This window comes from Streptomyces sp. 17_S59, assembly GCF_056930295.1.
The window spans coordinates 4,766,895-4,790,464 of record NZ_JBXOWD010000001.1 but is presented as its reverse complement, the minus strand read 5'-3'; the positions used below and the strand labels follow the sequence as shown (position 1 = coordinate 4,790,464).

General features: G+C 68.4%; 25 protein-coding genes. 12 read left to right on the top strand and 13 right to left on the bottom strand.

All coding sequences use genetic code 11. The features are described from left to right. Positions 1-96: 96 nt before the first annotated feature. Positions 97-1,008, bottom strand: a complete 912-nt coding sequence (locus AC1Z4A_RS21855) for a glutaminase (protein WP_483681302.1) — start codon at positions 1,006-1,008, stop codon at positions 97-99. Positions 1,009-1,055: 47 nt separating this feature from the next. On the opposite strand from AC1Z4A_RS21855, the gene AC1Z4A_RS21850 reads away from it, so the two are divergent. Then, on the top strand, positions 1,056-1,973 hold the full coding sequence (locus tag AC1Z4A_RS21850; protein WP_483681301.1) for a 1-aminocyclopropane-1-carboxylate deaminase/D-cysteine desulfhydrase: 918 nt from the start codon (positions 1,056-1,058) through the stop codon (positions 1,971-1,973). Between the two features lie 374 nt (positions 1,974-2,347). On the opposite strand, the gene AC1Z4A_RS21845 is transcribed toward AC1Z4A_RS21850, so the two are convergent. After that, on the bottom strand, positions 2,348-3,943 hold the full coding sequence (locus tag AC1Z4A_RS21845) for a Na+/H+ antiporter (protein ID WP_483681300.1): 1,596 nt from the start codon (positions 3,941-3,943) through the stop codon (positions 2,348-2,350). A gap of 67 nt (positions 3,944-4,010) precedes the next feature. Here AC1Z4A_RS21845 and AC1Z4A_RS21840 point away from each other — a divergent pair, with 67 nt between their 5' ends. From AC1Z4A_RS21840 to AC1Z4A_RS21825, 4 genes are all read left to right on the top strand, one after another. Next, a complete protein-coding gene (locus tag AC1Z4A_RS21840; RefSeq protein WP_483681299.1) occupies positions 4,011-4,271 on the top strand; it encodes a UBP-type zinc finger domain-containing protein in 261 nt (86 codons plus the stop codon). 104 nt (positions 4,272-4,375) lie between these two features. Continuing rightward, on the top strand, positions 4,376-4,858 hold the full coding sequence (locus AC1Z4A_RS21835; protein ID WP_483681297.1) for an N-acetyltransferase family protein: 483 nt from the start codon (positions 4,376-4,378) through the stop codon (positions 4,856-4,858). Between the two features lie 263 nt (positions 4,859-5,121). Further along, entirely contained in the window at positions 5,122-5,538 is a 417-nt protein-coding gene (locus AC1Z4A_RS21830) for an ATP-binding protein (protein ID WP_099201236.1), read from the top strand. A 16-nt stretch (positions 5,539-5,554) separates the two neighbouring features. Then, complete coding sequence (locus AC1Z4A_RS21825) at positions 5,555-6,487, top strand: RNA polymerase sigma factor SigF (RefSeq protein WP_483681296.1); 933 nt, start codon at positions 5,555-5,557, stop codon at positions 6,485-6,487. A gap of 39 nt (positions 6,488-6,526) precedes the next feature. Here the strand turns inward: AC1Z4A_RS21825 and AC1Z4A_RS21820 are convergent, their stop codons facing one another. Beyond that, complete coding sequence (locus tag AC1Z4A_RS21820) at positions 6,527-7,021, bottom strand: hypothetical protein (RefSeq protein ID WP_483681295.1); 495 nt, start codon at positions 7,019-7,021, stop codon at positions 6,527-6,529. A 125-nt stretch (positions 7,022-7,146) separates the two neighbouring features. Here AC1Z4A_RS21820 and AC1Z4A_RS21815 point away from each other — a divergent pair, with 125 nt between their 5' ends. Then, the gene (locus AC1Z4A_RS21815) at positions 7,147-8,115 is read left to right on the top strand and encodes a diacylglycerol/lipid kinase family protein (protein WP_483681292.1); all 969 of its coding nucleotides are present in this window, start codon (positions 7,147-7,149) and stop codon (positions 8,113-8,115) included. 324 nt (positions 8,116-8,439) lie between these two features. Further along, entirely contained in the window at positions 8,440-8,697 is a 258-nt protein-coding gene (locus tag AC1Z4A_RS21810) for a WhiB family transcriptional regulator (RefSeq protein ID WP_004937597.1), read from the top strand. Positions 8,698-8,837: 140 nt separating this feature from the next. Here the strand turns inward: AC1Z4A_RS21810 and AC1Z4A_RS21805 are convergent, their stop codons facing one another. After that, positions 8,838-10,307, bottom strand: a complete 1,470-nt coding sequence (locus tag AC1Z4A_RS21805; protein WP_483683678.1) for a sensor histidine kinase — start codon at positions 10,305-10,307, stop codon at positions 8,838-8,840. Between the two features lie 398 nt (positions 10,308-10,705). On the opposite strand from AC1Z4A_RS21805, the gene nagB reads away from it, so the two are divergent. Then, positions 10,706-11,491 (top strand): glucosamine-6-phosphate deaminase, encoded by a 786-nt coding sequence (gene nagB / locus AC1Z4A_RS21800; RefSeq protein ID WP_483681283.1) that lies wholly within the window; start codon positions 10,706-10,708, stop codon positions 11,489-11,491. A 3-nt stretch (positions 11,492-11,494) separates the two neighbouring features. Here nagB and AC1Z4A_RS21795 read toward each other — a convergent pair whose 3' ends face one another. From AC1Z4A_RS21795 to AC1Z4A_RS21780, 4 genes are all read right to left on the bottom strand, one after another. Next, complete coding sequence (locus tag AC1Z4A_RS21795) at positions 11,495-12,424, bottom strand: hypothetical protein (protein WP_483681282.1); 930 nt, start codon at positions 12,422-12,424, stop codon at positions 11,495-11,497. A gap of 208 nt (positions 12,425-12,632) precedes the next feature. Then, the gene (locus tag AC1Z4A_RS21790; protein ID WP_483681280.1) at positions 12,633-13,796 is read right to left on the bottom strand and encodes a hypothetical protein; all 1,164 of its coding nucleotides are present in this window, start codon (positions 13,794-13,796) and stop codon (positions 12,633-12,635) included. A 126-nt stretch (positions 13,797-13,922) separates the two neighbouring features. Further along, the gene (locus tag AC1Z4A_RS21785) at positions 13,923-14,477 is read right to left on the bottom strand and encodes a hypothetical protein (RefSeq protein WP_483681279.1); all 555 of its coding nucleotides are present in this window, start codon (positions 14,475-14,477) and stop codon (positions 13,923-13,925) included. Between the two features lie 55 nt (positions 14,478-14,532). Then, the gene (locus AC1Z4A_RS21780) at positions 14,533-15,498 is read right to left on the bottom strand and encodes a hypothetical protein (protein WP_483681278.1); all 966 of its coding nucleotides are present in this window, start codon (positions 15,496-15,498) and stop codon (positions 14,533-14,535) included. Between the two features lie 805 nt (positions 15,499-16,303). On the opposite strand from AC1Z4A_RS21780, the gene AC1Z4A_RS21775 reads away from it, so the two are divergent. Next, entirely contained in the window at positions 16,304-17,590 is a 1,287-nt protein-coding gene (locus tag AC1Z4A_RS21775; RefSeq protein ID WP_483681277.1) for an MFS transporter, read from the top strand. 66 nt (positions 17,591-17,656) lie between these two features. Here AC1Z4A_RS21775 and AC1Z4A_RS21770 read toward each other — a convergent pair whose 3' ends face one another. From AC1Z4A_RS21770 to AC1Z4A_RS21755, 4 genes are all read right to left on the bottom strand, one after another. Beyond that, the gene (locus tag AC1Z4A_RS21770) at positions 17,657-17,872 is read right to left on the bottom strand and encodes a hypothetical protein (RefSeq protein WP_483681276.1); all 216 of its coding nucleotides are present in this window, start codon (positions 17,870-17,872) and stop codon (positions 17,657-17,659) included. Between the two features lie 808 nt (positions 17,873-18,680). Beyond that, complete coding sequence (locus tag AC1Z4A_RS21765; protein WP_483681275.1) at positions 18,681-19,532, bottom strand: helix-turn-helix domain-containing protein; 852 nt, start codon at positions 19,530-19,532, stop codon at positions 18,681-18,683. Positions 19,533-19,540: 8 nt separating this feature from the next. After that, positions 19,541-20,065 (bottom strand): DUF6879 family protein, encoded by a 525-nt coding sequence (locus AC1Z4A_RS21760; protein WP_483681274.1) that lies wholly within the window; start codon positions 20,063-20,065, stop codon positions 19,541-19,543. Continuing rightward, on the bottom strand, positions 20,043-20,444 hold the full coding sequence (locus tag AC1Z4A_RS21755; RefSeq protein ID WP_483681273.1) for a hypothetical protein: 402 nt from the start codon (positions 20,442-20,444) through the stop codon (positions 20,043-20,045). The genes AC1Z4A_RS21760 and AC1Z4A_RS21755 overlap by 23 nt, the downstream gene beginning before the upstream one ends. A gap of 274 nt (positions 20,445-20,718) precedes the next feature. Between AC1Z4A_RS21755 and AC1Z4A_RS21750 the strand changes: the two genes are divergently transcribed. The 3 genes from AC1Z4A_RS21750 (at position 20,719) to AC1Z4A_RS21740 (ending at position 22,216) form a co-directional block, all read left to right on the top strand. Next, a complete protein-coding gene (locus tag AC1Z4A_RS21750; protein WP_483681272.1) occupies positions 20,719-21,153 on the top strand; it encodes a glycine-rich domain-containing protein in 435 nt (144 codons plus the stop codon). Between the two features lie 163 nt (positions 21,154-21,316). Further along, a complete protein-coding gene (locus AC1Z4A_RS21745) occupies positions 21,317-21,973 on the top strand; it encodes a class I SAM-dependent methyltransferase (protein WP_483681271.1) in 657 nt (218 codons plus the stop codon). Between the two features lie 54 nt (positions 21,974-22,027). Continuing rightward, complete coding sequence (locus AC1Z4A_RS21740; protein WP_483681270.1) at positions 22,028-22,216, top strand: hypothetical protein; 189 nt, start codon at positions 22,028-22,030, stop codon at positions 22,214-22,216. A gap of 81 nt (positions 22,217-22,297) precedes the next feature. Here AC1Z4A_RS21740 and AC1Z4A_RS21735 read toward each other — a convergent pair whose 3' ends face one another. Next, complete coding sequence (locus AC1Z4A_RS21735) at positions 22,298-23,290, bottom strand: alpha/beta hydrolase (RefSeq protein WP_483683677.1); 993 nt, start codon at positions 23,288-23,290, stop codon at positions 22,298-22,300. Positions 23,291-23,570 lie beyond the last annotated feature (280 nt).

Genomic DNA, 23,570 nt, shown 5'->3' with positions numbered 1-23,570 from the left:
TTTGCGGCTCCGCCGCGTGGGGGGGCTCCGCCCCCAGACCCCGAACCGCGCTGACGCGCGGTGTCCTCAAACGCCGGACGGGCTGAGTAGTCACCGTCAGAAGACGGACCAACCCGTCAGGCTCGTGAAGTGGTCCAGGGCGGCGACGCCTGCCACCGAGTTGCCGCGGGCGTCCAGGCCCGGGCTCCAGACGCACAGGGTGCAGCGGCCCGGTATCACCGCCACGATGCCGCCGCCCACGCCGCTCTTGCCCGGCAGGCCCACCCGGTAGGCGAAGTCGCCGGCGGCGTCGTACGTGCCGCACGTGAGCATCACCGCGTTGACCTGCTTCGCCTCCCGGCGCGGCAGCAGCCGGGTGCCGTCGGTGCGCAGGCCGTGCCGGGCCAGGAAGCCGGCCGCCAGGGCGAGGTCGCGGCAGCTCATCTTGATGGAGCACTGCCAGAAGTAGTGCTCCAGAACGGTCGGCACGGGATTGTCGAGATTGCCGTAACTGGCCATGAAGTGGGCCAGAGCGGCATTGCGGTCGCCGTGCTCGGACTCGGACTTGGCGACGGCCGGGTCGAAGGAAACGCCCGGATTACTGCTCTCCGCCCGCAGGAACTCCAGCATCGTCGTGCTGGCGTCGCCCGTGAGCGTCTGCAGCCGGTCGGTCACGACCAGCGCACCGGCGTTGATGAACGGATTGCGCGGAATCCCGTTCTCGTACTCCAGCTGCACCAGGGAGTTGAAGGGGTTGCCGGACGGCTCCGTGCCGACCCGCTCCCAGATCCGGTCGCCGCCCTCGGCCAGCACCAGGGCGAGGCTGAACGCCTTGGAGATGGACTGCACGGAGAAGGGCCGCTGCCAGTCCCCCACGCCGTACACACCGCCGTCGACGTCGGCGACGGCCATGCCGAACTGCGCGACGTCCACCTCGGCCAGGGCGGGGATGTAGTCGGCCACCTGCCCCCGGCCGACCAGGGGCTGCGCGAAGGCGGCGACCTCTTCGAGTACGGCCTGGTAGTCCACGGTGATGCGCTTTCTGTTTCTCCTCGCTGGCCGGATCAGCGTACAAAATGGACCACGTGACCAGCGACAATCCCCCCGGCGTGGCCGACACCGCGGCTCTGCGGCCGCTGCTGCCGTCTCCCCTCGTGGAGGTGGACGACGAGCGGTTCGCCCGGCGCGGCCTGCGGCTGCTGCTCAAGCGGGACGACCTGATACACCCCGACCTGCCGGGCAACAAGTGGCGCAAGCTGGAGCCCAATCTGCGCGCCGCCGCCGAGTCGGGCTGCCGGACGCTGCTCACGTTCGGCGGGGCGTACTCCAACCACCTGCGGGCCACGGCGGCGGCCGGCCGGCTGCTGGGCTTCGGGACGATCGGCGTCGTACGCGGCGACGAGCTGGCGGACCGACCGCTCAACCCCTCCCTGGCCCGCTGCGCCGCCGACGGCATGGAGCTGCGCTTCGTCGACCGCGCGACGTACCGCCGCAAGGCGGAGCCGGAGGTGCTGGCCGCGCTGGTCCCGCCGGGCGCGTACGTCGTCCCGGAAGGGGGCAGCAATGCCGCGGCCGCGCAGGGCTGTGCCGTGCTGGGACGCGAGCTGCGGGGGATGGGGGACGTGGTGGGGGTGGCCTGCGGGACGGGCGGGACGCTGGCGGGTCTGGCGGCGGGCCTGGCCGACGACCAGCGGGCGATCGGCTTCCCGGTCCTCAAGGGCGGCTTCCTGGGCGCGGAAATACTCCGCCTGCAGCAAGAGGCATTCGGTGGCCGACGCGGGGAATGGGGACTGGACGAGCGCTTCCACTTCGGCGGGTACGCGAAGGTTCCGGCGGAGCTGGAGGGATTCGCGGCGGACTTTGCGGCTCGCCATGGGATGCCGGTGGAGCGGCTGTATGTGGCGAAGATGCTGTACGGGTTGACGGCGCTGGCGGAGGAGGGGGCGTTCGCCCCTGGCACCCGCGTGGTTGCCGTGATCACGGGGGCGCCGTAACCCGTGGTTGCCGGTGCGGGTGCGGGTCCGCGTTCCGGTTGTGCCCGCCCTCCCCCATTGCCTGAACGGCATGGGGGCACCCCCATCGCCTGGGGGCACCTCCCAGCGGTAGCTGGGGGAGGAACGATTGCCCACAACCGGGCGGCGCGCCTGCCCACAACCGGGCGGAACCGGATGGTGGACCGCCGACGGGAGGGGGCGGGGCGGGACGGGTGGGTCCTGGCAGGGGCGTAAAGCGGTTTCGTGGGCGGTTCGGGGAACCCATGGCAACACCGTTCACCCCACGAAATTGCAGCCCCAGAAGGACCCACCCGTCCCGCCCCGCCCCCGCACACGACAGACGGCATCAACCACCAGACCTCAGCCACCGAACCTCAGCCCGACTCCCGCCAAGCAGTCGCCTCCTCCAGATCCAGCCGCCGCAACAGCGTCCGCAGCATCTCGTCGTCAATGCGCCGCGCATCCCGCAGCGCCACGAAGACCTCCCGCTCCGCCCCGATGACCTCACGGGCCAGCCGCCGGTATGTGTCGTCCACCGACTCCCCCGTCCGCTCGTCGACCGCCCCCAGCCGTTCCCACACCGCATTGCGCCGCCGCTCCAGCACCGCCCGCAGCCGGTCGGCGAGCGGCGACGGCAGCGCATTGCGCTGATCAACAAGCAGCTCCTCCAGGCGCCGCTCCGCAGCGGCCGAGGCCTCGCTCTGGGCCTGGGCCTCGACGAGCGTCTCCGCAGCGGCGTCCCGCTCGGGCAACCGCAGCCGGCGGATCAGCGCGGGCAGGGTGAGCCCCTGCACGACCAGGGTCCCGATCACCGTCGTGAACGTCAGAAACAGAATCAGGTTCCGCGCCGGGAACGGCGCACCGCTCTGCGTAGTGACAGGAACCGAAAAAGCAACGGCGAGCGAGACGACCCCGCGCATCCCGGCCCAGCCGACCACGACCGGCGCCTTCCAGTCCGTGTCGGGCTCGCGCTCCCGGATCCGGGCGGACAGGGCACGCGGCACGAAGGTGGCCGGGAACACCCACACGTACCGGACCGCCACGACCGCCACGAAAACAGCAACGGCGTACCAGGCGGCCTCCCCCAGCCCGTACGTCCCGAGCCCGCCGAGCACCACCCGCAGCTGCAGCCCGATCAACGCGAAGACGGCCGACTCCAGCAGGAAGGCGACCATCCGCCACACCGCCGCCTCCTGCAGCCGCGTGGCGAAGTCGACCTGCCAGGAGCGGTGCCCGAGGTACAGGGCGACGACCACGACGGCGAGCACCCCCGAGGCCCCGACCTGCTCGGCGGCGCCGTAGGCGACGAAGGGGATGAGCAGGGAGAGGGTGTTCTGGAGCAGCGGTTCGCGCAGGTGGGTGCGGAGCCAGTGGAGGGGGACCATGAGGACGAGCCCGACGCCGATGCCGCCGAGCGAGGCGACCGCGAACTCCCGGATGCCGTGCAGCCAGGTGACGCCCGCACCGACGGCGGCGGCGCGAGCGACGTTGTAGGCGGTGATGGCGGTGGCGTCGTTCACCAGGGACTCGCCCTGGAGGATGGTGGTGATGCGGGACGGCAGCCCGAGCCGCCGGGCGATGGCGGTGGCGGCGACGGCGTCGGGCGGCGCGACGACGGCGCCGAGCACGAGCGCGGCACCGGCCGGCAGTCCGGGCACGACGCGGGAGGCGACGTACCCGACGGAGAGCGTGGCGAAGAGGACGTAGCCGACGGAGAGCAGCGCGACGGGCCGGATGTTGGCGCGCAGGTCGAGGTAGGAGCTGTCGAGCGCGGCGGTGTGGAGGAGCGGCGGGAGGACGAGCGGGAGGACGACGTCGGGGTCGAGGCGGTAGTCCGGGACGCCCGGCAGGTACGAGGCCGCGAGCCCGGCGGCGACGAGCAGCAGGGGCGGGGGCAGGTGGGTGCGGCGGGCGGCGCCGGCGACGGCGGCGCTGCCCGCGACGAGGACCAGCAGGGGCATGACGTCCATGGCGACCACCCGTCTCCGGCCGGCGCGATCCCGACTTGTCCGGCCTGTCGGAACTAACCTGGCCATCATGATCGAGTGCCCTCATCTCCCCCGGCTGCCGCGCCCCGAACCGGAACCGCTGACCCCCACGTGCCCGGAGTGCGCGGCCCGGGGCAGCCATCCGGTGCAGCTGCGGCTGTGCCTGGTGTGCGGGCACGTGGGCTGCTGCGACTCCTCGCCGTACCGGCACGCGACGGCGCACTTCGAGGAGACGGGCCATGCGGTGATGCGCAGCTTCGAGCCGGGGCAGAGCTGGCGCTGGTGCTACGTGGACAAGCACATCGTCTGAAGACGATCCTCAGGACACCCAGGACACCCAGGACGCCCAGGGCACCCAGAACACCCAGGACACCCCCGAGGACACACCCCGGCATGCGCGCCTAGCATGCAGCCATGATCCGACCCGCAACCCCCGCAGACGTCCCGGCCGTGCACGCGATGATCCGCGAACTGGCGGACTACGAACGGGCACTGGACAAGGTCCGGTCCACCGAGGAACAGTTGCACGATGCGCTGTTCGGCCCCGACCCGGCGATCTTCGCACTGGTGGCGGAGAGTGACGAGGCGGCGGAGGAGCCCGTCGGATTCGCGCCCTGGTTCCGCAACTTCTCGACGTGGACGGGCACACACGGTATTTACCTGGAGGACCTGTACGTGCGCCCGCACGCGCGCGGCGCGGGGTACGGCAAGGCGCTCCTGGCGGCGCTGGCGCGCATCTGCGTGGACCGCGGCTACCGGCGTTTCGAATGGTCAGTGCTGGACTGGAACGCACCGTCGATCGCGTTCTACAAGTCGATCGGCGCGGAGCCCATGGAGGAGTGGACGGTGCAGCGCCTGTCGGGGGAACCGCTCCACAGTCTTGCGGCGCTCGCGTAGAGTGACGAAAATCCCAACAGGCCGCCGAACAGGCCGACTTCTCTTTCGAATCGAGACCGCAAGACCCTAGCCACTGTCCGTACTCACGGGTTTACCATGAGTGACAGTCGCGGGGCTGCGGCGCGAAACCGCAGATCGCGATAGCGTCTCAGCCGGACCACGTGCCGCTCCGGGCCGCGTCACCCTTCGACCGAGGGCCGCCGAAGGCCCCGGAACCGGCACTCCCGACAGCTCAACAAGCTTGTGCCACCTTGGAGGTGAGGGTGTCCCCCATCGCAGGCGAGCCTGGGACGACCCAGGACTTCGTGGAAGTCCGGCTGCCCGCTGCCGGTGCCTACCTGTCGGTGCTGCGGACGGCGACAGCCGGCCTCGCGGCCCGCCTGGACTTCACCCTCGACGAGATCGAGGACTTGCGCATCGCCGTCGACGAGGCGTGCGCGATCCTGCTGCAACAGGCCGTGCCCGGCTCGGTGCTCAGCTGCGTCTTCCGCCTGGTCGGCGACGCGCTCCGGGTGACGGTCTCGGCACCCACCACGGACGGCCGCGCGCCCGAGCGCGACACCTTCGCCTGGACGGTGCTCTCCGCGCTGGCCGGCGAGGTCGACTCCGACGTCGCGGACGACCGTACGGTCAGCATCAGCCTGCACAAGAAGCGCGGCGCCGGCCCCGGGCAGCCGTGACGGAAGAGGGGGCTCCGTGAGTACTGCTTCATCGCGGGGAGTGCGCACCCCGGCCATCCCGCAGCAGACTGCCCGGCCGCATCCGGCGGAGCCTGCACCGGATCAGACGAGCCCGGGACCGGACCGGGCGGGCGACCCACCAGAGCGGGCGGACCACATGGACCAGCAACAGCAGCGGCACCGGCACGCCGATCCGCATGACCGCAGCGGTGCCCGGGCCCTGTTCGTCGAGCTGCGCGGGCTCCCGGACGGCTCGCCGGAACGGGCCGAGCTGCGCAACAACCTCGTGCGGATGCACCTGCCGCTGGTGGAGCACCTGGCCCGGCGGTTCCGGAACCGCGGCGAGCCGCTGGACGACCTGACGCAGGTCGCCACGATCGGGCTGATCAAGTCGGTGGACCGGTTCGACCCGGACCGCGGGGTGGAGTTCTCCACGTATGCGACGCCCACGGTGGTCGGCGAGATCAAGCGGCACTTCCGCGACAAGGGCTGGGCGGTTCGGGTACCGCGCCGGCTCCAGGAGCTGCGGCTGTCGCTGACCACGGCCACGGCCGAGCTGTCCCAGCGGCACGGCCGGGCCCCCACGGTGCACGAGCTGGCCGAGCACCTGGGGATCTCCGAGGAGGAGGTGCTGGAGGGGCTGGAGTCGGCCAATGCGTACAGCACGCTCTCGCTGGACGTCCCCGACACGGACGACGAGTCCCCGGCGGTCGCGGACACCCTCGGCGCGGAGGACGAGGCGCTGGAGGGCGTGGAGTACCGCGAGTCGCTCAAGCCGCTGCTGGAGGACCTGCCGCCGCGCGAGAAGAAGATCCTGCTGCTGCGGTTCTTCGGCAACATGACGCAGTCGCAGATCGCGCAGGAGGTGGGCATCTCCCAGATGCACGTGTCCCGGCTGCTGGCCCGCACGCTGGCGCAGCTGAGGGACAGGCTGCTCATCGAGGAGTAACGGGCACCGGCGACCGGCGCCCCGATCACTCCCCCCGGGTCAGGACTCGCGCGGCCCGGCCCCGAGGGCCTCGGTCGCCGTGGGGTTCACCAGCAGCACCAGGGTGGCCACGGCGACCAGCGCGAGGACGACGGCGCCCGCGGCGAGCGCGCCGCCGCCGTTGAAGAGCGTCCAGGCCACCGGCAGCGCCATGATCTGGGTGATCATCGCCGGGCCGCGGCTCCAGCGGCGGCGCAGCCACAGCCCGCGCGCGGCCACCAGCGGCAGTGCCGCCAGGACGAGCACGGTCACGCCCAGCGTCTCCGCCTGCTGCGGGCTGTCCGGCTTGCCGAGCAGGCCCAGGACCAGGAGGCAGATGCCCGAGACGGCCAGCGCCACGCCCTCCAGGCCGGCCAGCGCGGCGGCGGCCGAGATCCGGGCCGGACGGGGACCGGCGGGGGCGGCGGACGCGACCTGCCTGGCCTTCGCGGCGTTCCCGGCGCTCTTCCGGACGGTTTTCGACGCGGTTTTCGACGCGGACTGCTTGCTGCTCACCCCAGCAGGGTAGCCGTACGCACACCCCGGACGGCGGCGCCGCCCGCTCCGTTCAGGCCACAGGAGGGCCACGGGAGGAGGGCCTGCGATGGGGCGTGTACCCACAGGTAGGTAGGCTGGCGCGCATGCGTGCGCTTCTCGTGGTCAATCCTTCGGCCACCACTACCAGTGCCCGTACTCGTGATGTCCTGGCGCACGCGCTGGCCAGCGACCTCAAGCTGGAGGTCGCCACGACGGAGTACCGCGGGCACGCCCGGGACCTCGCACGCAGGGCCGCGGAGAGCGGAAACATAGAGCTGGTGGTCGCCCTCGGCGGGGACGGCACGGTCAACGAGGTGGTGAACGGGCTGCTGCACGGCGGCCCGGATCCGGAGGGCCTGCCCCGGCTGGCCGTGGTGCCCGGTGGCTCCACCAATGTCTTCGCCCGCGCGCTGGGCCTGCCCAACGACGTGGTGGAGGCGACCGGCGCCCTGCTGGACGCGCTGCGCGACGGCTCCGAGCGCACGGTGGGCCTCGGCCTGGCGTCCGGCACGCCCGGCTCGGAGGACGAGGGCGTTCCGGCGCGCTGGTTCACGTTCTGCGCGGGGTTCGGCTTCGACGCGGGGGTCGTCGGCCGGGTGGAGCAGCAGCGGGAGCGCGGCAAGCGTTCGACGCATTCCCTGTACGTGCGACAGGTGCTGCGTCAGTTCCTCGGCGAGCCGAACCGCCGGCACGGCACGATCACGCTCGAACGGCCCGGCGAGGAGCCACTCGAGAATCTCGTCATGTCGATAATCTGCAACACCGCCCCGTGGACCTATCTGGGCAACCGGCCGGTGTACGCGGCGCCCCGCGCCTCCTTCGACACCGCCCTCGACGTGCTGGGATTCACCAAGCTGTCGTCACTGACGGTGGCCCGGTACGCAACCCAGCTGATGACCTCGACCCCGGAGCGCGGGCCGGAGGGCAAACACGCTGTGTCACTGCATGACCAGACCTCTTTCACCTTGCAATCGCAGGTTCCCCTCCCCTTCCAGATGGACGGTGACCACCTGGGAGTGCGCACCAGTGTGACGTTCACAGGCGTTCGCCGTGCACTGCGTGTGATTGTGTGAGTGCTAGGGCCTAAAGTCCTTCCAGTCGAACGTTTAGACTGGGTTCCACCCCCTGGAATGACGGCTGTGACCGAGCCGACACCGAGGAATCAAAAAAAACTTTCCGGAAGGGGTTGTATCCGTCGCCGAGGTTTGCGAGTCTTCTCGTGGCGATCGGGACAGCCCTCCGTTCAAGGCTTCCCCGGACAGCCCGAATCCCCTCCTCACCCTCCTTGGACCGCACCAGTCTGCCGACTGGAGGTCGGCCCTTCCCTGGCGGAGGGATTCGTGAAAGCGTTCACATTCACAAGCCACGTAGCCGTAACACGAGGAGATGGAGCAGCCATGGACTGGCGTCACAACGCCGTTTGCCGCGAGGAAGACCCCGAGCTGTTCTTCCCCATCGGCAACACCGGTCCTGCGCTGCTGCAGATCGAGGAAGCCAAGGCCGTCTGCCGCCGCTGCCCCGTGATGGAGCAGTGCCTGCAGTGGGCGCTCGAGTCCGGCCAGGACTCCGGCGTCTGGGGTGGCCTCAGCGAGGACGAGCGTCGCGCGATGAAGCGCCGCGCCGCCCGCAACCGGGCGCGCAACGCGACCGCCTGACGACGCCCCTCGGCCCCCGAGCCGCAGCGCGCAGTACCCCCCCACAGTGCGCTAAGCACAGCACCGTGAAGCTTTGAGCCCCGTGCCTCTCATATGAGGCCGGGGCTCAGTGCTTTTCTGAGTGCTTTTCTGATACGGAATCAGGGCTTCTCGGCCCGTACCGGAATATCGAGCACCACTCGGGTGCCGCGCTCGGAACCGGGCAGCATGTCGAACTTTCCGCCCAACTCCCCCTCCACCAGGGTTCGTACGATCTGCAGTCCCAGATTGCCGGCCCGCTGCGGATCGAAGCCTTCCGGCAGACCGCGCCCGTCGTCCTGCACGGAGATCAGCAGCCGGGCATCCTTGCGGGTGCCACTGCGGACGGTGGTGACCTCGACGGTGCCCTGTTCCCCCGGGCCGAAGCCGTGTTCGAGGGCGTTCTGGAGCAGTTCGGTCAGCACCATCGACAGCGGGGTGGCCACCTCGGCGTCGAGTATCCCGAAGCGGCCGGTGCGGCGGGCGGCCACCCGGCCCGGGGAGATCTCGGCGACCATGGCCAGGACCCGGTCGGCGATCTCGTCGAACTCCACCCGCTCGTCAAGGTTCTGCGACAGCGTCTCATGGACGATCGCAATGGAACCGACCCGGCGGACGGCCTCCTCCAGCGCCTCGCGGCCCTCCGGCGAGCCGATGCGGCGGGCCTGGAGGCGCAGCAGGGCGGCCACGGTCTGGAGGTTGTTCTTCACCCGGTGGTGGATCTCCCGGATGGTGGCGTCCTTGGTGATCAACTCGCGTTCGCGCCGTCGCAGTTCGGTTACGTCGCGCAACAGTACGAGCGAACCGATGTGACTGCCCTTGGGTTTGAGCGGAATGGCTCTCAGATGAATCACCCCGTCGTTGGCCTCGACCTCGAACTCGCGCGGCGCCCAGCCGCTGGCGAGCTTGGCGAGTCCCTCGTCGACCGGGCCGCGCGAGGGCGCCAACTGAGCGGTGGTCTCGCCCAGATGATGCCCGACGAGATCGGCGGCGAGGCCGAGCCGGTGGTAGGCGGAGAGGGCGTTGGGGCTGGCGTACTGGACGATGCCGTCGGCGTCGAGCCTGATCAGCCCGTCCCCGGCCCGCGGCGAGGCATCCATGTCGACTTGTTGACCAGGGAAGGGGAAGGTCCCGGCCGCGATCATCTGGGCAAGATCGGAAGCACTCTGCAGATAGGTCAGCTCAAGCCGACTGGGCGTCCGCACGGTCAGCAGATTGGTGTTCCGGGCGATCACACCCAGCACCCGCCCCTCCCTCCGCACCGGGATGGACTCGACCCGCACGGGCACCTCCTCCCGCCACTCCGGGTCGCCCTCGCGCACGATCCGGCCCTCGTCGAGCGCGGCGTCGAGCATGGGCCGGCGGCCGCGCGGCACGAGGTGGCCGACCATGTCGTTCTGATAGGAGGTGGGCCCGGTATTGGGCCGCATCTGCGCGACGGAGACGTAACGCGTCCCGTCCCGGGTGGGGACCCACAGCACCAGGTCGGCGAAGGACAGGTCGGAGAGCAGCTGCCACTCCGAGACCAGCAGGTGGAGCCACTCGAGATCGGAGTCGCCGAGGTCGGTGTGCTGACGTACGAGGTCGTTCATGGAGGGCACGCCTGCGAGCCTACCCGCGCGTGACGGCGAAAGGGCATGGACAAGGCGCGGCCAAGACGTGGCCGAGGCGCGGACGAGGCATGGACAGCGGCGATTGGTCTAGTCCACAATGAGAAGGCAAAGCGTCCGCCCCTCCACACAAGGGGCGGATCGAGGCCGTACGCCACCTTGAGAGGTGGGACGGCCTCCGTCGGCCACTCCCCGGCCGCGGGGCCCGCACACCCCGCACCGACCGGGCCCGGCCGGCGTCGCTCCGGGCTGCGGTGCCGGTCGGGTTGAGGGTCCCGGCCAGGCGCCGCGGCCCGCAGTCGTTCACGGCCGCCCTTCCCCGACTCTGCTAAATTGGAAATTGGTCTATACCACCACCTCTCCAGATCGGCAGGCCCAGCGTGGAAGTTGTCATCGTCCCGGACGCCAAGGCAGGCGGCGCTCTGATCGCCGAGGCCATGGCCGCTCTGCTGCGCCGCAAGCCCGACGCGCTGCTCGGCGTCGCCACCGGTTCGACTCCGCTGCCCGTCTACGAGGCGCTGGCGGCCAAGGTCCGGGCCGGCGAGGTGGACGCCTCGCACGCCCGCATCTGCCAGCTCGACGAGTACGTCGGCCTGCCGGCCGACCACCCCGAGTCGTACCGCTCGACGGTCCTGCGCACCGTGGTCGAGCCCCTCGGCCTCCCCCAGTCCTCGTTCATGGGCCCCGACGGCACCGCCGAGGACGTCCAGGCCGCGTGCGACGCGTACGACAGCGCGCTGACCGAGGCAGGCGGCGTGGACATCCAGCTGCTCGGCATCGGCACCGACGGCCACATCGGCTTCAACGAGCCGTGCTCCTCGCTGGCGTCCCGCACCCGCATCAAGACGCTGACGGAGCAGACCCGCGTCGACAACGCGCGCTTCTTCGACGGCGACATCGACCAGGTGCCGCACCACGTGATCACCCAGGGCATCGGCACGATCCTGGAGGCCCGCCACCTGGTCCTGCTGGCCACGGGCGAGGGCAAGGCGGACGCCGTGGCCCAGACGGTGGAGGGCCCGGTCTCGGCACTGGTCCCGGCGTCGGCGCTGCAGCTGCACCGCCATGCGACGGTGGTCGTGGACGAGGCGGCGGCCTCGAAGCTGAAGCTGGCGGACTACTTCCGGCACACGTACGCGAACAAGCCGGTGTGGCAGGGCCTGTAGCGATCACGGCAAACAGGCGCCCCGCATGGCGGCACGCACGGCGACCATGCCACGCCGGGTGGCGGCGACGGCACCTGACTCCTCTGCGTGCCTGGCTGCCGCCGCGGCTTCCATCCGGCAATCCCGGCAATGCGTCTCATCCGCAACAGGCCGGATGACCCGCCCGCAGCCACCCGCGCAGGGCCGCAGGGGCTGCGGGCGGGGTGCGTCTGCGAAGGCCCGCTTCTCGGGCATCTTGCGCTGGAGCCGGTCCCGCAGGAGCCCGGCGGGGGAATGCACCCGCTCGGGCAGCCCGGAGATCAGCGCGTCGTGCAGATCCGCCGAGGTGGCGCCGCGCACGAACCACTCCCCCACGAGCGGCGCGAGCTGCCGCACCTCACGCCGACCGAGCCGGAGCCGCCGGTCGATCCGGACGAGCCCGGCGAGGAGCCGACCGGCACGCTCGGTGTGAGCGCTGCTCGATGGCTCCCCACCGCCCTCTCCCTCCGGCTCCTCGACCGGAGCCTCCGGCTCGGCCTGCGGGAGGGGAGGGTGGGAGGTGTTCCCCTCAGTGTTCTTAGGGGAACGGCCGACGGCCCGGCGCGACGGCGAACCGGGGGCCGGATCCGGGTCACCCGGCGGCTGCTGCTGCTTCCCGTCACGAATGGCGGTGGCTTCCTCGCGACTGATCGGAACGTTGGAAATGAGCTGCTCGGTGGTCCACCGCCCGTCGGCGCCTTGCAGGCGCCACTCGTGGAAGTAGCCTTCGTCGATCAACTCCCGCTTGGCGCGGGTGAAGGCGGTCTTCTTGATCCCGGCGCGCTTGGCGGTGTCGTAGAAGGCATCATCGGCGTCCTCGGGCAGGGAGAGCTGCCAGAGCAGCAGCCGCACGGCGTTCGCCGACAGCCGCGGATGGCGGATGATTTCGTTCGGTACCTGAGAGAAGAAGCGCATGGGCGCGCTAGCATTCCGGTGCATCCCTGGGAGGCCTGTCTCCTGGTGGCTGTAGACCCCCGGCGCAGGGTGCGAGCCTGCTCGGGGGTCGCTTGATGTGGGACCACCGTAGAGCGCACACGCGAACTAAGGCTCAGTTCATGGCAAGTTGAACGATTGAGTGCGTTTGATGACGTTGTCCGGATCGTCCAGCCATGTCAGTTGACCATTAGGCACTGCAACTGCGCTCAGGGTGACCGACCCGGACATCGACGCCGAAGTGTTCCAGCAAGCCGACGAACGCCGCCTGGTCGGGGATGCCGACAGGGTCCCAGATCACCCACTCCCGGTTCCCGCTCTTGGCATGTACGACGATGCAGTCCGCATGCGACAGCTGATCGTCGCGCGGCCCCATCTCGACGTGATCTATCTCGGCCCAGGGCACGCGCCTGCGGAACTTCATCAGGAGGAACCACTCGTACTTACAGAGTCCGTCCTGCCTGACGGCGGCCGCCCGAAAGTCCACGGCCTCACACTGCCGGAGAGTCGCCAGCATCCGGAACAACTGCTCTCGCCCGATCATCGGCTCCACCAGGTGCGCGAAGCGCTGCACGGTCGGTTCCGCGCGGGCATCCTCCCAGGCGGACATCCGGTGGAGCCTGCCTCGGTACCGGAAGCAGCACTTGTAGCCGGGAAGCCCGTTCTGACGCGTCAGGGCGGGAGCGTGCTCGAACCGCTCGACCTCCTCCCACTTCACGAGGAACGTCCGCCCGCTGCCCGGCTTCTCCATGGCCCGGGGCCCATGGAAGAACACGGCGCCGCGCTCGTAGACGTACACGACTTCGTTCGGGATCTGGAACAACTCGATGTAGGTGCCCAAGGACGCCCCGGCCGCGAGTTCCGCGACAACGGTGGACATGGTGCGCACTTGACGGCGCAGGTCGAGGGCGACGTACCGCTGCGTGCCCTTGGCGGAGCACAGCACGAGGCCGGTCGCCGATAGCCCCCACACCGCGACGAAGCCTGCCATGGCAGGCGTCCACCGACCGTCGTGCCCCGCTTCTCCGGCAGCCTTCGCGCCGAGTCCTGCAGCGATGCCGAGCGAGGCCACCCCCATGACGAGCCCGAAGACCTTGTCCGCCCTGGGCAGGGCGCGGGGGCGGCCGCGCAGGATGCCACGCCCGCTCCACACCAGATCCGCCCCCATGCCCAGGACGAGCAGACACCACGCGAAGACGACCCAGCCACCCAGCCACCGGTTCTGGCCGGGGGCGGCGTCGAAGATCCACAGCACGATCCACACAGCGCCGACACCGCCGACCGCGACCATGGCCGCTCCGGCCACCAGGGCGAACCGCCCTGCCGCAGTGGCCACGCCCGGACGTGCAGACATCACGACTCCCCCCCTTGAAAGACGGGAATCACGGTATGTGCCGCAGCCCGCTCGGCCCGCTCGGCCCGCTCGGCCCGGATCTACTGACGCGGCCCTGATGCGGCAGGACCCGGACGGGCGGAGTGCTCAGAGGTAGAGGTAGACGGGCAGGGTCCACCGCTGGCGGCAGGTGTGCCCCATGCCCAGGTCACAGCCCTCGACGGCGATGCGGTACTGGCCGGGCTGGACGTTGTACCACCATGCGGTGCCGCTGTAACGGCCGCAGTCGCCCTTGGTGGTGATGCATTCCTGGTCGCCGTTGATGTCCTGGCCGTCGCGGCGGATGTTGATGAGCCAGCCGTCGTAGTTGAAGGGGTCGCTGAGTCCCCAATCGAAGCGGATGCTGTTGCCCACGCGGTAGGCGGAGGCCACCATGTTGGGGCCCTGGTCGGGGGACAGGACCATGGCTCCTCTGTCGAACCACTGGTACATCCCGTTCCCGTACGTGGAGGCGTTGCCCGTCGGGCAGCCGAACGATCCGTCCGCACCGCCGGACTCGGTCCAGCGGCGTTGGAAGTACTGCGGTACGGCGATGGTGCAGGTGGTGGCCGATGTGGCGGTGGAGGCCGTGGAAGCCGATGCGGTGGGGGCGGGTGCGGCGACCGCCGTTGCAGCGGTCAGCAGACACCCCGCGACGGTCACCCGGAGTCTCCCTCGTCTCAGCATGTGATCCATTTCCTCTCTTCCTTCTCCGCCGTTACAGGCTGATCGCACAGGCGTTGAGGGCGCCGGTGCCGTCGGTGCCGGTCCAGAACACGGTCAGCCGCCCGTAGCGGTCGCCGGGCTTGTTCGGCTGGCTGATGAGGCAGGGGGCGCCGATGCTGTACTCGGGCAGGGTGTACACCGTGCCGATCGGGTCCCTTCCCGCCCGTATGGCATCGACGTTGACGGGTGCGACGTTGAGCTGACCCGCGCCGTCGATACCCGTCCACGCGATGTACGGGATGCTGTCGACCGCGTTGCCCGCCACCGCGGAGGGTTCACAGATGCTGCTCTGGAGCGACCTCACCACGCGGGGCGATTCGGAGCCCGGTACGGCGGGGTTGGTGATCGCGAAGCTGAGGGCCCCGTCCGAGGCCGTCCAGAACCACGCCGTGTCCCCGCCCCCGGCGTTCCAGGTACGAACCGGTCCGCGTGACCCGGCGATGAACTTGAGCGGCGAGGCGGCGCCGAAGACCAGATCGCCGGTTTCGTCGGCGACGACGACGCGGCCGTACTGGTCCACGACATTGACCTCGAGGCGGTAGTCGGGCCCGGTGATGAACGCCGGTGCCGACATGCCGCTCACCGTGTCCCCGGCGACCAGTACATGGCCGGTCTTACGGCCGGTGAGCCGCCAGGTGCTGGTGTTCACTTCCAGGTCGGCCACGTTCAGCGAGTGCCCGCCGTTGATGCCCGTCCACGCGAGCTGCGCGGAAGTACCGCCCGAGAGGGAGGACATGAAGGCGGGGGCGTTCTCCGACGCATCGGCCAGAATCGTCTTCTCCAGCGTGGATCCGGCGAACTGGCTCGGCGGTCCGGTCAGATTGGCGATCGTCAGATTACGGCTGTTGCGGTTGCCGCGCCACGCGATGACGGTCGAGTACAAGAACTGGGCCACGGCGGGTCCGGCCGTGCTCGTCGCCTCCCACCACGTCATCTTGTCGTAGGTGCCGGCCGCCACGACGCGGGCGCCGCCCTGGCGTGATAACGACGGCGACGGTCTGGGAGATCTGCTCGCCCCGGGTCGGGGCGTGGGTCTGGTGCCGGGTGCCCCTTCGGCGTACGCGGGCGCGGCCCAGCCCAGGGCGCCGGCGGCCGCCACCGCTCCGCCGACGGCTTTCATCACGGTACGGCGCGAAGGTAATTGCTCTGTCATGGCTTCTCCCTTGATCGGGCGCCTTGGGATGTCAGGGCAACGATGGCAGGAGCGGGGCGGGGCGAACAGATCGGTTTCCGCTGATGACGTTGTCCGGATTATCCAGCCATGTCAGTTGACTGTCCGGAGTGACTGTCAGTCCTGATCACCGGCGCTCGGCACACTGCCGCACGCGGATGTGGATAATGCCCGTCGTGACTTCAGAGACAGCTCGCCCCAGGTGGCGGTATGCGCTTCGAGCCGGCGCGTTCTTCCTCATGAGCGGAGGCCTTGGGATCTTCGTTTTCGGGATGGTCGCGCACCGGAGGGCTGGGACGCTGCCGTGGGGCGGGTTGCTGTTCGGAGCCGTGGTGGCAGCGGCCCTCAGCGCGCTTTCGGGAGGTCGGCTTCGGCGTTGAGCCCAGCGCCTGGCAATCACACGCAGTGCCGTACCAGACCGCTGGCGCACGCGGGTTGGACTACGCGGTGACAAGCCTCGGCAGCCGACCACGGCGCCCAACTGGACAGTGGCCGACCGGAGTCGACGGGAGGGAACCTGTGCCTTCGTGGCATAGGGCGAGTCTGCGACAAGCGATCTTCTTTGATGCCCTAGGGTTGGGAGCGATTCCCGGTGGCGGTCTTGCTGCCGGGATTTCGCACTTCCGGGCGGGGGTCGATCTTGGGTTACGTACGGCTGCTCCGCCGGGGCCCGGTACTGCTCCTGTGGGGCGCACAGACGTTGTCTGTTTTCGGCGACCGTCTGTATGCAGTGGCGATCATGTGGGTGGCCTGGCAAAAGTCCGGAGCCGGGACCATGGGCCTGGTGGCCATTGCCGAATCCGTCCCGTACGTCATGCTCGGCACCGTCGGCCGCCGCCTGATGGAACACTTCACCACCCTCCGCCGCCTGGCCGTGGTCGATGCGGCCCGTGTCGGGCTGGTCGCCACTCTGCCCTGGGCGTGGGAGCAGTACGGGACCGCAGGCATGCTGGCGCTGGTCGGCGCGCTGGGAACGGCCGGTGCGGTCTTCGACCCGAATCTGGGCTCGCTAGTACCGAGCTTGGTCCAGACGGATGAGGTCCAGGCCGTCAGTGGACTGATGGACTTGACCGGGCGTATCGCGCGAGTGGCAGGTCCCGGGTCGGCCGGGATGCTATTGGCGGTCCTGCCCATGGGAGCCCTGTTCTGGCTGGATGCAGCCACATTCGCTGCATCCGCCCTTGCCCTGCCCCTGCTGGCCCGACATGCCCAGGAAGCCCCGGTTGCTGCTCCGAAACGGGATGCTGCCAGCGTGCCCCGCGCGCGGGTACTGCTGCGACAGCATCCGACCACTGCAGTAGCCATCGCTGTACATGGAACGGGCATCTTTGCTTCCGCGGTCGCTCTCGCACTCCCCGCTCTCCTGGCCGGTCGGCTCCACGCCGGTGCTGCTGCGTACGGCCTTGTCCTGGCCACCACAGGTGCGGGTGCTCTGGTGGGCAACACAGTGGCCGGGAACTGGAAGCTTCCCGAGCCTCTGCCCGTTGTCTACTGCGGGGCTTGGGCGGTCTCCGGTTTGCTGCTGGCCGTTACCGGGTCGGCAGCGTCGCTGCCGGTACTGCTGGCCCTGTCGGCCGCCTCCGGCGCGGTCTCGCCGTTCATGAGCGTTGCGCTCTCTACACACCTCTCGCGCTTCCCTGCCCCCGCTCGGCGGCGCCTGATGACCGTGGACCTGACGGTAATCCGCGCGGCCGGCACCATGTCCATGCTCGCCGTGCCCGCGCTCGCGGCCAGCGCTGTGGAGGCCGGGTACTGGATCGGCGGCTTGGCGACTGCCCTCGTCGCCACCGCGGGGATGGCCATGGCCTGGCGGTCGGCGACCGTCCCCGCCACGGCACCGAGCCTGGCCGTGAAAGCGGCGGAACTTTCCCGGGACTGACGACACAGGCCGGGCCCCGCTCCCCGGAAGGAGCAGGGCCCGGCTGTCGTGCTCACCGCTTGGGGGTCAGGCGCTCAGCGCCACCCAGTGCTCCACGGTGATGTTCTCCAGCGGGATGCCAAGCCGCTTGTAGATTTCCTGGTGCATGCGTCCGAACCAGGCGTCCCGGCGCTCGTCGAAGAACGCCCGGTCGTACCAAGCCACGCCCAGGTACACCGTGCCACCGTCGTTCGGGTTGTCCTTCTCGGCCTCGAAGTACGTGGCCTGCCAGTCCCAGAGCATCAGTTCCTCCGGACGCTCTCGAAGCCGTCGGTCCGACTCCTCCAGGGCCTCGATGCAGCGGCGGGCGGTGGACTCGTCGGGGCAGTAGTACGCGCAGTCGCTGCGTCCGATCGGTTTCTTGTCCCCGCGCCGGGCGGTGTCGGTGTGCTCTCCACGGAAGGTTCACCCAGCCGACGCCCGAGCCCGGCTCCCAGCGCCGATGACGCCGGAGACGGAGAAACGGAGGACGGATCGAGGTCCGGAGGGTCGGGTGGCAAGAGTCCGGACCATAGAGGTTCCAGAAGTCCAGAAATGGACGGAAGCCGGCCGAAAGCCTACGAACTCAAAGTACCCCACGGCCACTATGTGAACGTCGACAGCCGGGCGATATCCGACCAACCTGATGGTCGGGCATGACTTCTACTTCTACACCGGCTTCATCACGTTCTCACCCCCGGTCGAAATGGGCATCATCAGCAAGAACGACATGCCCAGGTGCTCAACCCTCTCGCGACGCGTTCAACGAACTGTCGACCTGCGCACTGTGGGTGACACGGACGGCCTTTGCATCAGAACCCAAGCGGGTCACTGGGTTCTTGCCAGATTCGGAGCCGTAACCCCGCCTCCGGACGGCCCCCTGGCCGGCGGATCGATCACTCTGCGCTTTGAGTTCTTGTAAGCAGTCATGTTCCGCCAGCACGCACCCGCGGGTGGGCTTGGCGTCACCGGACGTGGAGCCGCCGCATATCGCGTGCCAGGAGTCGCCCCGGTTTTCGTGTCGCAATGCTCACTGACCGGAGCTACTGGGTTGATACACGGTGTTCTGACCTCAGGCTCGAGGTCCGTCCAAGTGATCCAGCGCCTTTGCGATGAGAACTCTTGCAGGTCTACCGTAGATGGCCGACCGCTTCAGGAGATCGAAGGCTTTCGCGTATAGAGCAATCTCCCCGGGCTGAGTAATGGAGAACTCTGCAGAATACGTCTCAACAAGCACAAGCTTGTCATCAAACATTGAGAAGGAATTACCAGGCCAAACATGCATGGGAGCATCACCTGGAATGACCCCCAAGCTGAGGCGAGGTAGCCGCATGACCGCGAGCAGCCGGTCCAATTGCCCCCGCATGACACTCCGCCCGCCGATATTGGTGTAGAGGGCCTGCTCGGAGAGCAAGACGTTGAATATCCGATTTCCTCGGTAAAGGTATTGCTGACGCTCCATTCGTTTGGCGACAGCAGCGTCGGTATCGTCCGGAATCTCGTAAAGGTTAACCACCTGTTGAAAAGTTGCCGCCGCATACTCAGCCGTCTGAAGCGTGCCCCACACAACCGTTGGATGAAAGATCTTGAAGATCTTGGTTCGCGCGTAGATCGGAAGGGCCCGACGCTGCCGCGCCTCGGCCCCAGAGTGGAGCTGACGGCGCCACTCCAGCCACAGCTCCTCAATGTGCCGCAATGTGGCGATCAAGTCGCCAATCTGGTCTTCGGTACTGGTCTTTCGACACCAAAGCCGGATGTCTTCTTCACTGGCATTCTGTCGCCCGTTTTCGATCCGGGAGACCTTGGACTCTTGCCACCCGGTAGCTGCGGCGAATGCCCGGCCACTGGCGAATCCCGCGTCCTTACGGAACCCTCGCAGCCGGGCACCCAACGCTTCCCGGGCTTCCCTTGCCCTGTTGCTCACCGGCGGGTTCAGGGCCTGTACTCGCCATGCGGAATGGCGATTGACCAGAGCAGATCGCGAATTCGAGCACACTTCGCAACCGTGGCAGGTTCATCGATCAACTCAGAACCGAGCACCCGGCCGTCCGAGTCGAAGTGGCCGACCGCAAGCAATCGGTCGTCGTACAGCCACCAGTCGTTGCCATCCACCGGGAAGGCAACCTTCTCGGGCACGTGGTGCCGAGCCAGCCAGCGAATGTCTTCACCCGCCGCAATGTTCAAGCCTGTCAGAGAGTGTTCCCAGCCGACGTACTGAGAGTGCGGCTGAGTGACGACGCGCACCCGGCGCACAGTCTTGCCCTCCCCAGTCACACGCTTCATGAGCGTCATCCACGGATCGAGCCAGGCGTAATCGTCAGGCTCCCCGCGCTGCCACCGGGCGTACGGCGTGTCCTCAATGGGCGAACCATAATCGTCCCGCAGCTCCAGGTGGAAGGCATCACCCTTAAAGCTCTCGAAGAGCTTGTCGCGCTCAGCGCTGGTGATCAGGCCCACTGCTCTCCTCCAGTAGGGCAGTGATCGAGGACTTGGGTACCTCGATGCAGGTCTCGTAGTCGGGCATGCGCATCTGGCTGAGGGCCTCGGCGTCAGTCATCGCAGGCCCCTGGAGTACGCACGTTCCCTGTTCCGTCACAAGACTGATGGGTGGCTCGAAGTGCTTGATCCTTCCCGACGGCAAGCCGTCCTTGGTCAGGTGCTCGAAGAGCTCAGGGGGTACCTCCACGGCGGTATGACCGGGCACCTTGTCGAGCTGCATCAGCAGGTCGTTCGCGAAGACCTTCCACCCCTGGATGACATAGCTGTCCCGGTCGGTGGCGTACAGGGTGGGGCTGTCCCCAGGAGTGCTGTTCTTGCCGAGGAACCGTAGCTTCATCGGTGCTCTCCCGTCCGCTGTCTTGCGCCGGATTGCCGAGTGTTCCGATGGTCCAGGCTACCTATCACGCCGTCAACGTGCTCGCCGCAAACTCGCGCAATCTTCTTGGGGGTTGAGTCCCGGCAACCCTACTGTCTTCTTGGCCCCCCGCCCTGGTCACGCCCAGCAGGCCAGCGCTGGGGACAGCCCTCCCCGTTCGCCGTCGGTTCCGACAAGCCGCGTCCTTCGAACGGGGAGGGCTCCGCCAGATCCCTTCGAACTAGAGGTGGACCGCATGGATACAGCGGTAGCGGTACGCGATCCGAAGGAACTGTTGGGTGAGGCGGTCTGGGACAGGGAGATCAGGCTCCTGGCCCGAGACAACCTCATGGACACCGTGATGGCCAGCCGGCTGCTCGGCCAGGCCGTCGCCTACCTGGTCACTGCCATGGAGACCACGGGTGAGGGGCTGGAACTCGGCTGCGGCGAGTTGGTGGACACCGCTGTTCACGCACTCATCCTCGACACAGCGAACTATGCCGAGTTCTGCAACAAGTACAACAGCGGCAAGTTCCTGCACCACATCCCGGAGATCGAGCGCAAAGCGGACGGCACTGTCATGAGGACAGCGGCCGTCGTCGAGCAGCACGGGTTCGAGGTGGATTGGCCACTGTGGGAGCGGGACGCTTCAGCTTGTTCCCCCTGCACCCAGGGAACGAGCTGCCACTAGCACGACCGTACGAGAAGTGGCGGTACCCGTCGGGGTGCCGCCACTTCTCGTACGGGGGAAAGCAGCAGGACACTCCCTGAGCGTAAGGGTCGGAAGGTAGCGTGTGGCTGTCGGAGCCTGACGGTATGGATGCTCACCAACAAGCCGCCAAGGACGTTGCTGCATGAGCGTTGTGAGTTACTGGGACCGCTACGCGGCCGGGGCTGTCGAGAGGATCGGCCCGGTGGAGGTCTCTATTGAGAAGGGCTTCGGGTGGACCCAATACGACCACCACGGCCCTGCCGAAGAGCTGCTCGGTCGGCCCGACAAGTCGTTGGAGCTGGGCTGCGGTTGCGGAGACAACGTGGCCTACCTGGCCCGCAAGGGCATCGACGCAACAGGGGTGGATCTCTCCCCCGCTCAGATCAAGAGCGCCGATGAACGATGGGGCAACGTCCCCGGGGCACACTTCCTGCTCCGTGAGGCCGTGGACTACCTCAAGACCACGGACGAAGCCTACGACGCCATCTACTCCGTCTGGGGTGCCTTCTGGTTCACCGACCCCCACCGGCTCCTGCCTGCCATCCGCCAACGTCTCAACCCGCACGGTGTCTTCGTCTTCTCCCAAGCACCCGCCGTCGACGACTGCTACGGTCCGCAGGGCATGTACGGAAACGGCTTCACCGGCAAGATCCTGCCGGTGCGGCGTTGGGCGTACTCCGCAGAAATGTGGAAAGGCATCCTGATCCACCACGGCTTCCTGGACGTCGAAGCCCGCGTCTTGGAAGCGCCCGACCCCGAAAGCCTCGGGACTCTGATCGTTACGGCTGGGGTCCTGTGACCATTCGGCTGGAGACGTTGCTGCGTGACCAGGGACTGACAGCAGAGGTATCCCGTGATCCACGGCGAGCGCCTGGCGAAAGACCTCCAGCGTGATCACGGCTTCGTCCACATCGGACGCACCAAGGACGGCCAAGCCGTGATCATGCGCAAGGGGAACCGCTGGACCGTCGTCCCCCTGCGGCTGCTCACCCAGGAAGCCATGGACACCATCAAGACCCAGGCCGGGATCAGCTTCTTCTGACCCACAGAACAGCCCCGCCCACGCGTCCCTTCCAGAGGCGCGCGAGCGGGGCTGTTGCTGCGGATGCGGCGATCCCAGCCGTCAGGAAGAAGGAGTCGGCCCTTCCAGATGCTCGCTGATCCACTGCATCGGTCCGGCGTCCATGCCGCGCAGGTACGTCGCTCCGTTGTGCGTACCGCCGTCGATGACGTTCAAGTTCGTGTGGATCGGGCCCTTGTTGCCGTACGTCGAGATGAACTTCTTGACGTCGCTGATCATCTTCGCGTTCTCCTTCGTCCCGTACTGGAACGACAGGTAGACGTCGGGTCCCTTGTGTGCGATCAGCTGCTTGGCCAGGGCCTCGGGGTTGTTCTCCTGGCGCTCCTTCTCGTGTCCCTTCCACAGCGGGGAGTCGGGCACGATGTCGGGGCCGGAGGCTATGACGGCCTTGAACTGGTCCGGCTTCTGCAGCACGGACTTCAGGCCGACGAATCCGCCGGTGGAGGAGCCCATGAAGGCCCAGCCGTCACGCGACTTCAGGGTGCGGAAGTTCGCCTTCATGAGGTCGGGGACGTCCTCCGTCAGCCAGGTGCCCATCTTGGGCTGGCCGGGGATGTCGCTGCCGTCCCAGTAGATGCCGCCGTCGTCCGGGCCGGGGTTGAGGATCGGCATGGCCAGCAGGAAGGGCTTGCCCTTCCCCTCCTCGTACCACTTGCTGACGCTCTTCTCGAGGGAGAGCTTGTCCGGGCCGAACTCGCCGAGCGACCAGTAGTTGCCGTCGTGGCCGGGACCGCCGGGCAGGGCGATCAGCACCGGGAAGCCGCTCTTCGCGAACTTCGGATCCATGTATTCCTTGGGCGCCCAGACCCACACCTTGCCCTTGAACCCCGACTTGGGGCCGGTGATCGAGACGACGCTGACGTGCGTGCCGTCGTCCATCGTCTTCGCGTTCCGGAAGTCGGCCTTGGGGCCTGTGGGCATCAGGGTCTTCGAGTCGCCCCCCTTCCCGCCCTTGTCCCCGTTCGCGCCGTCGGCCTGGTCGTAGCTGACGGGGTCGCCCTTGTCGGTGAAGGGGGGTATCTGGAAGTAGCTCATCACCGGCCAGGCGATCAGGCCGAGCGTGACCACTGACGCGACCACGATGATCCAGCGCCGTGCGCGGCCGGCACGGCGCCTCCCCTGGGACTGGTAGGGCGCGGCGGACGGCGGGTGCGTCTGATGCGTCTGGTGCGTGTTCACACAAGCTCCGGCTGCTGCTGCCCGAGGGGACTACCCGAAGGGCATAACGGATGTTCCGTCCATGGAGATGGACAAAAAGGAGCCGCAGGTTCCCTCGCAGGGAGACTTGACAGGCCCGAGCCCCTGTCGATTGGGG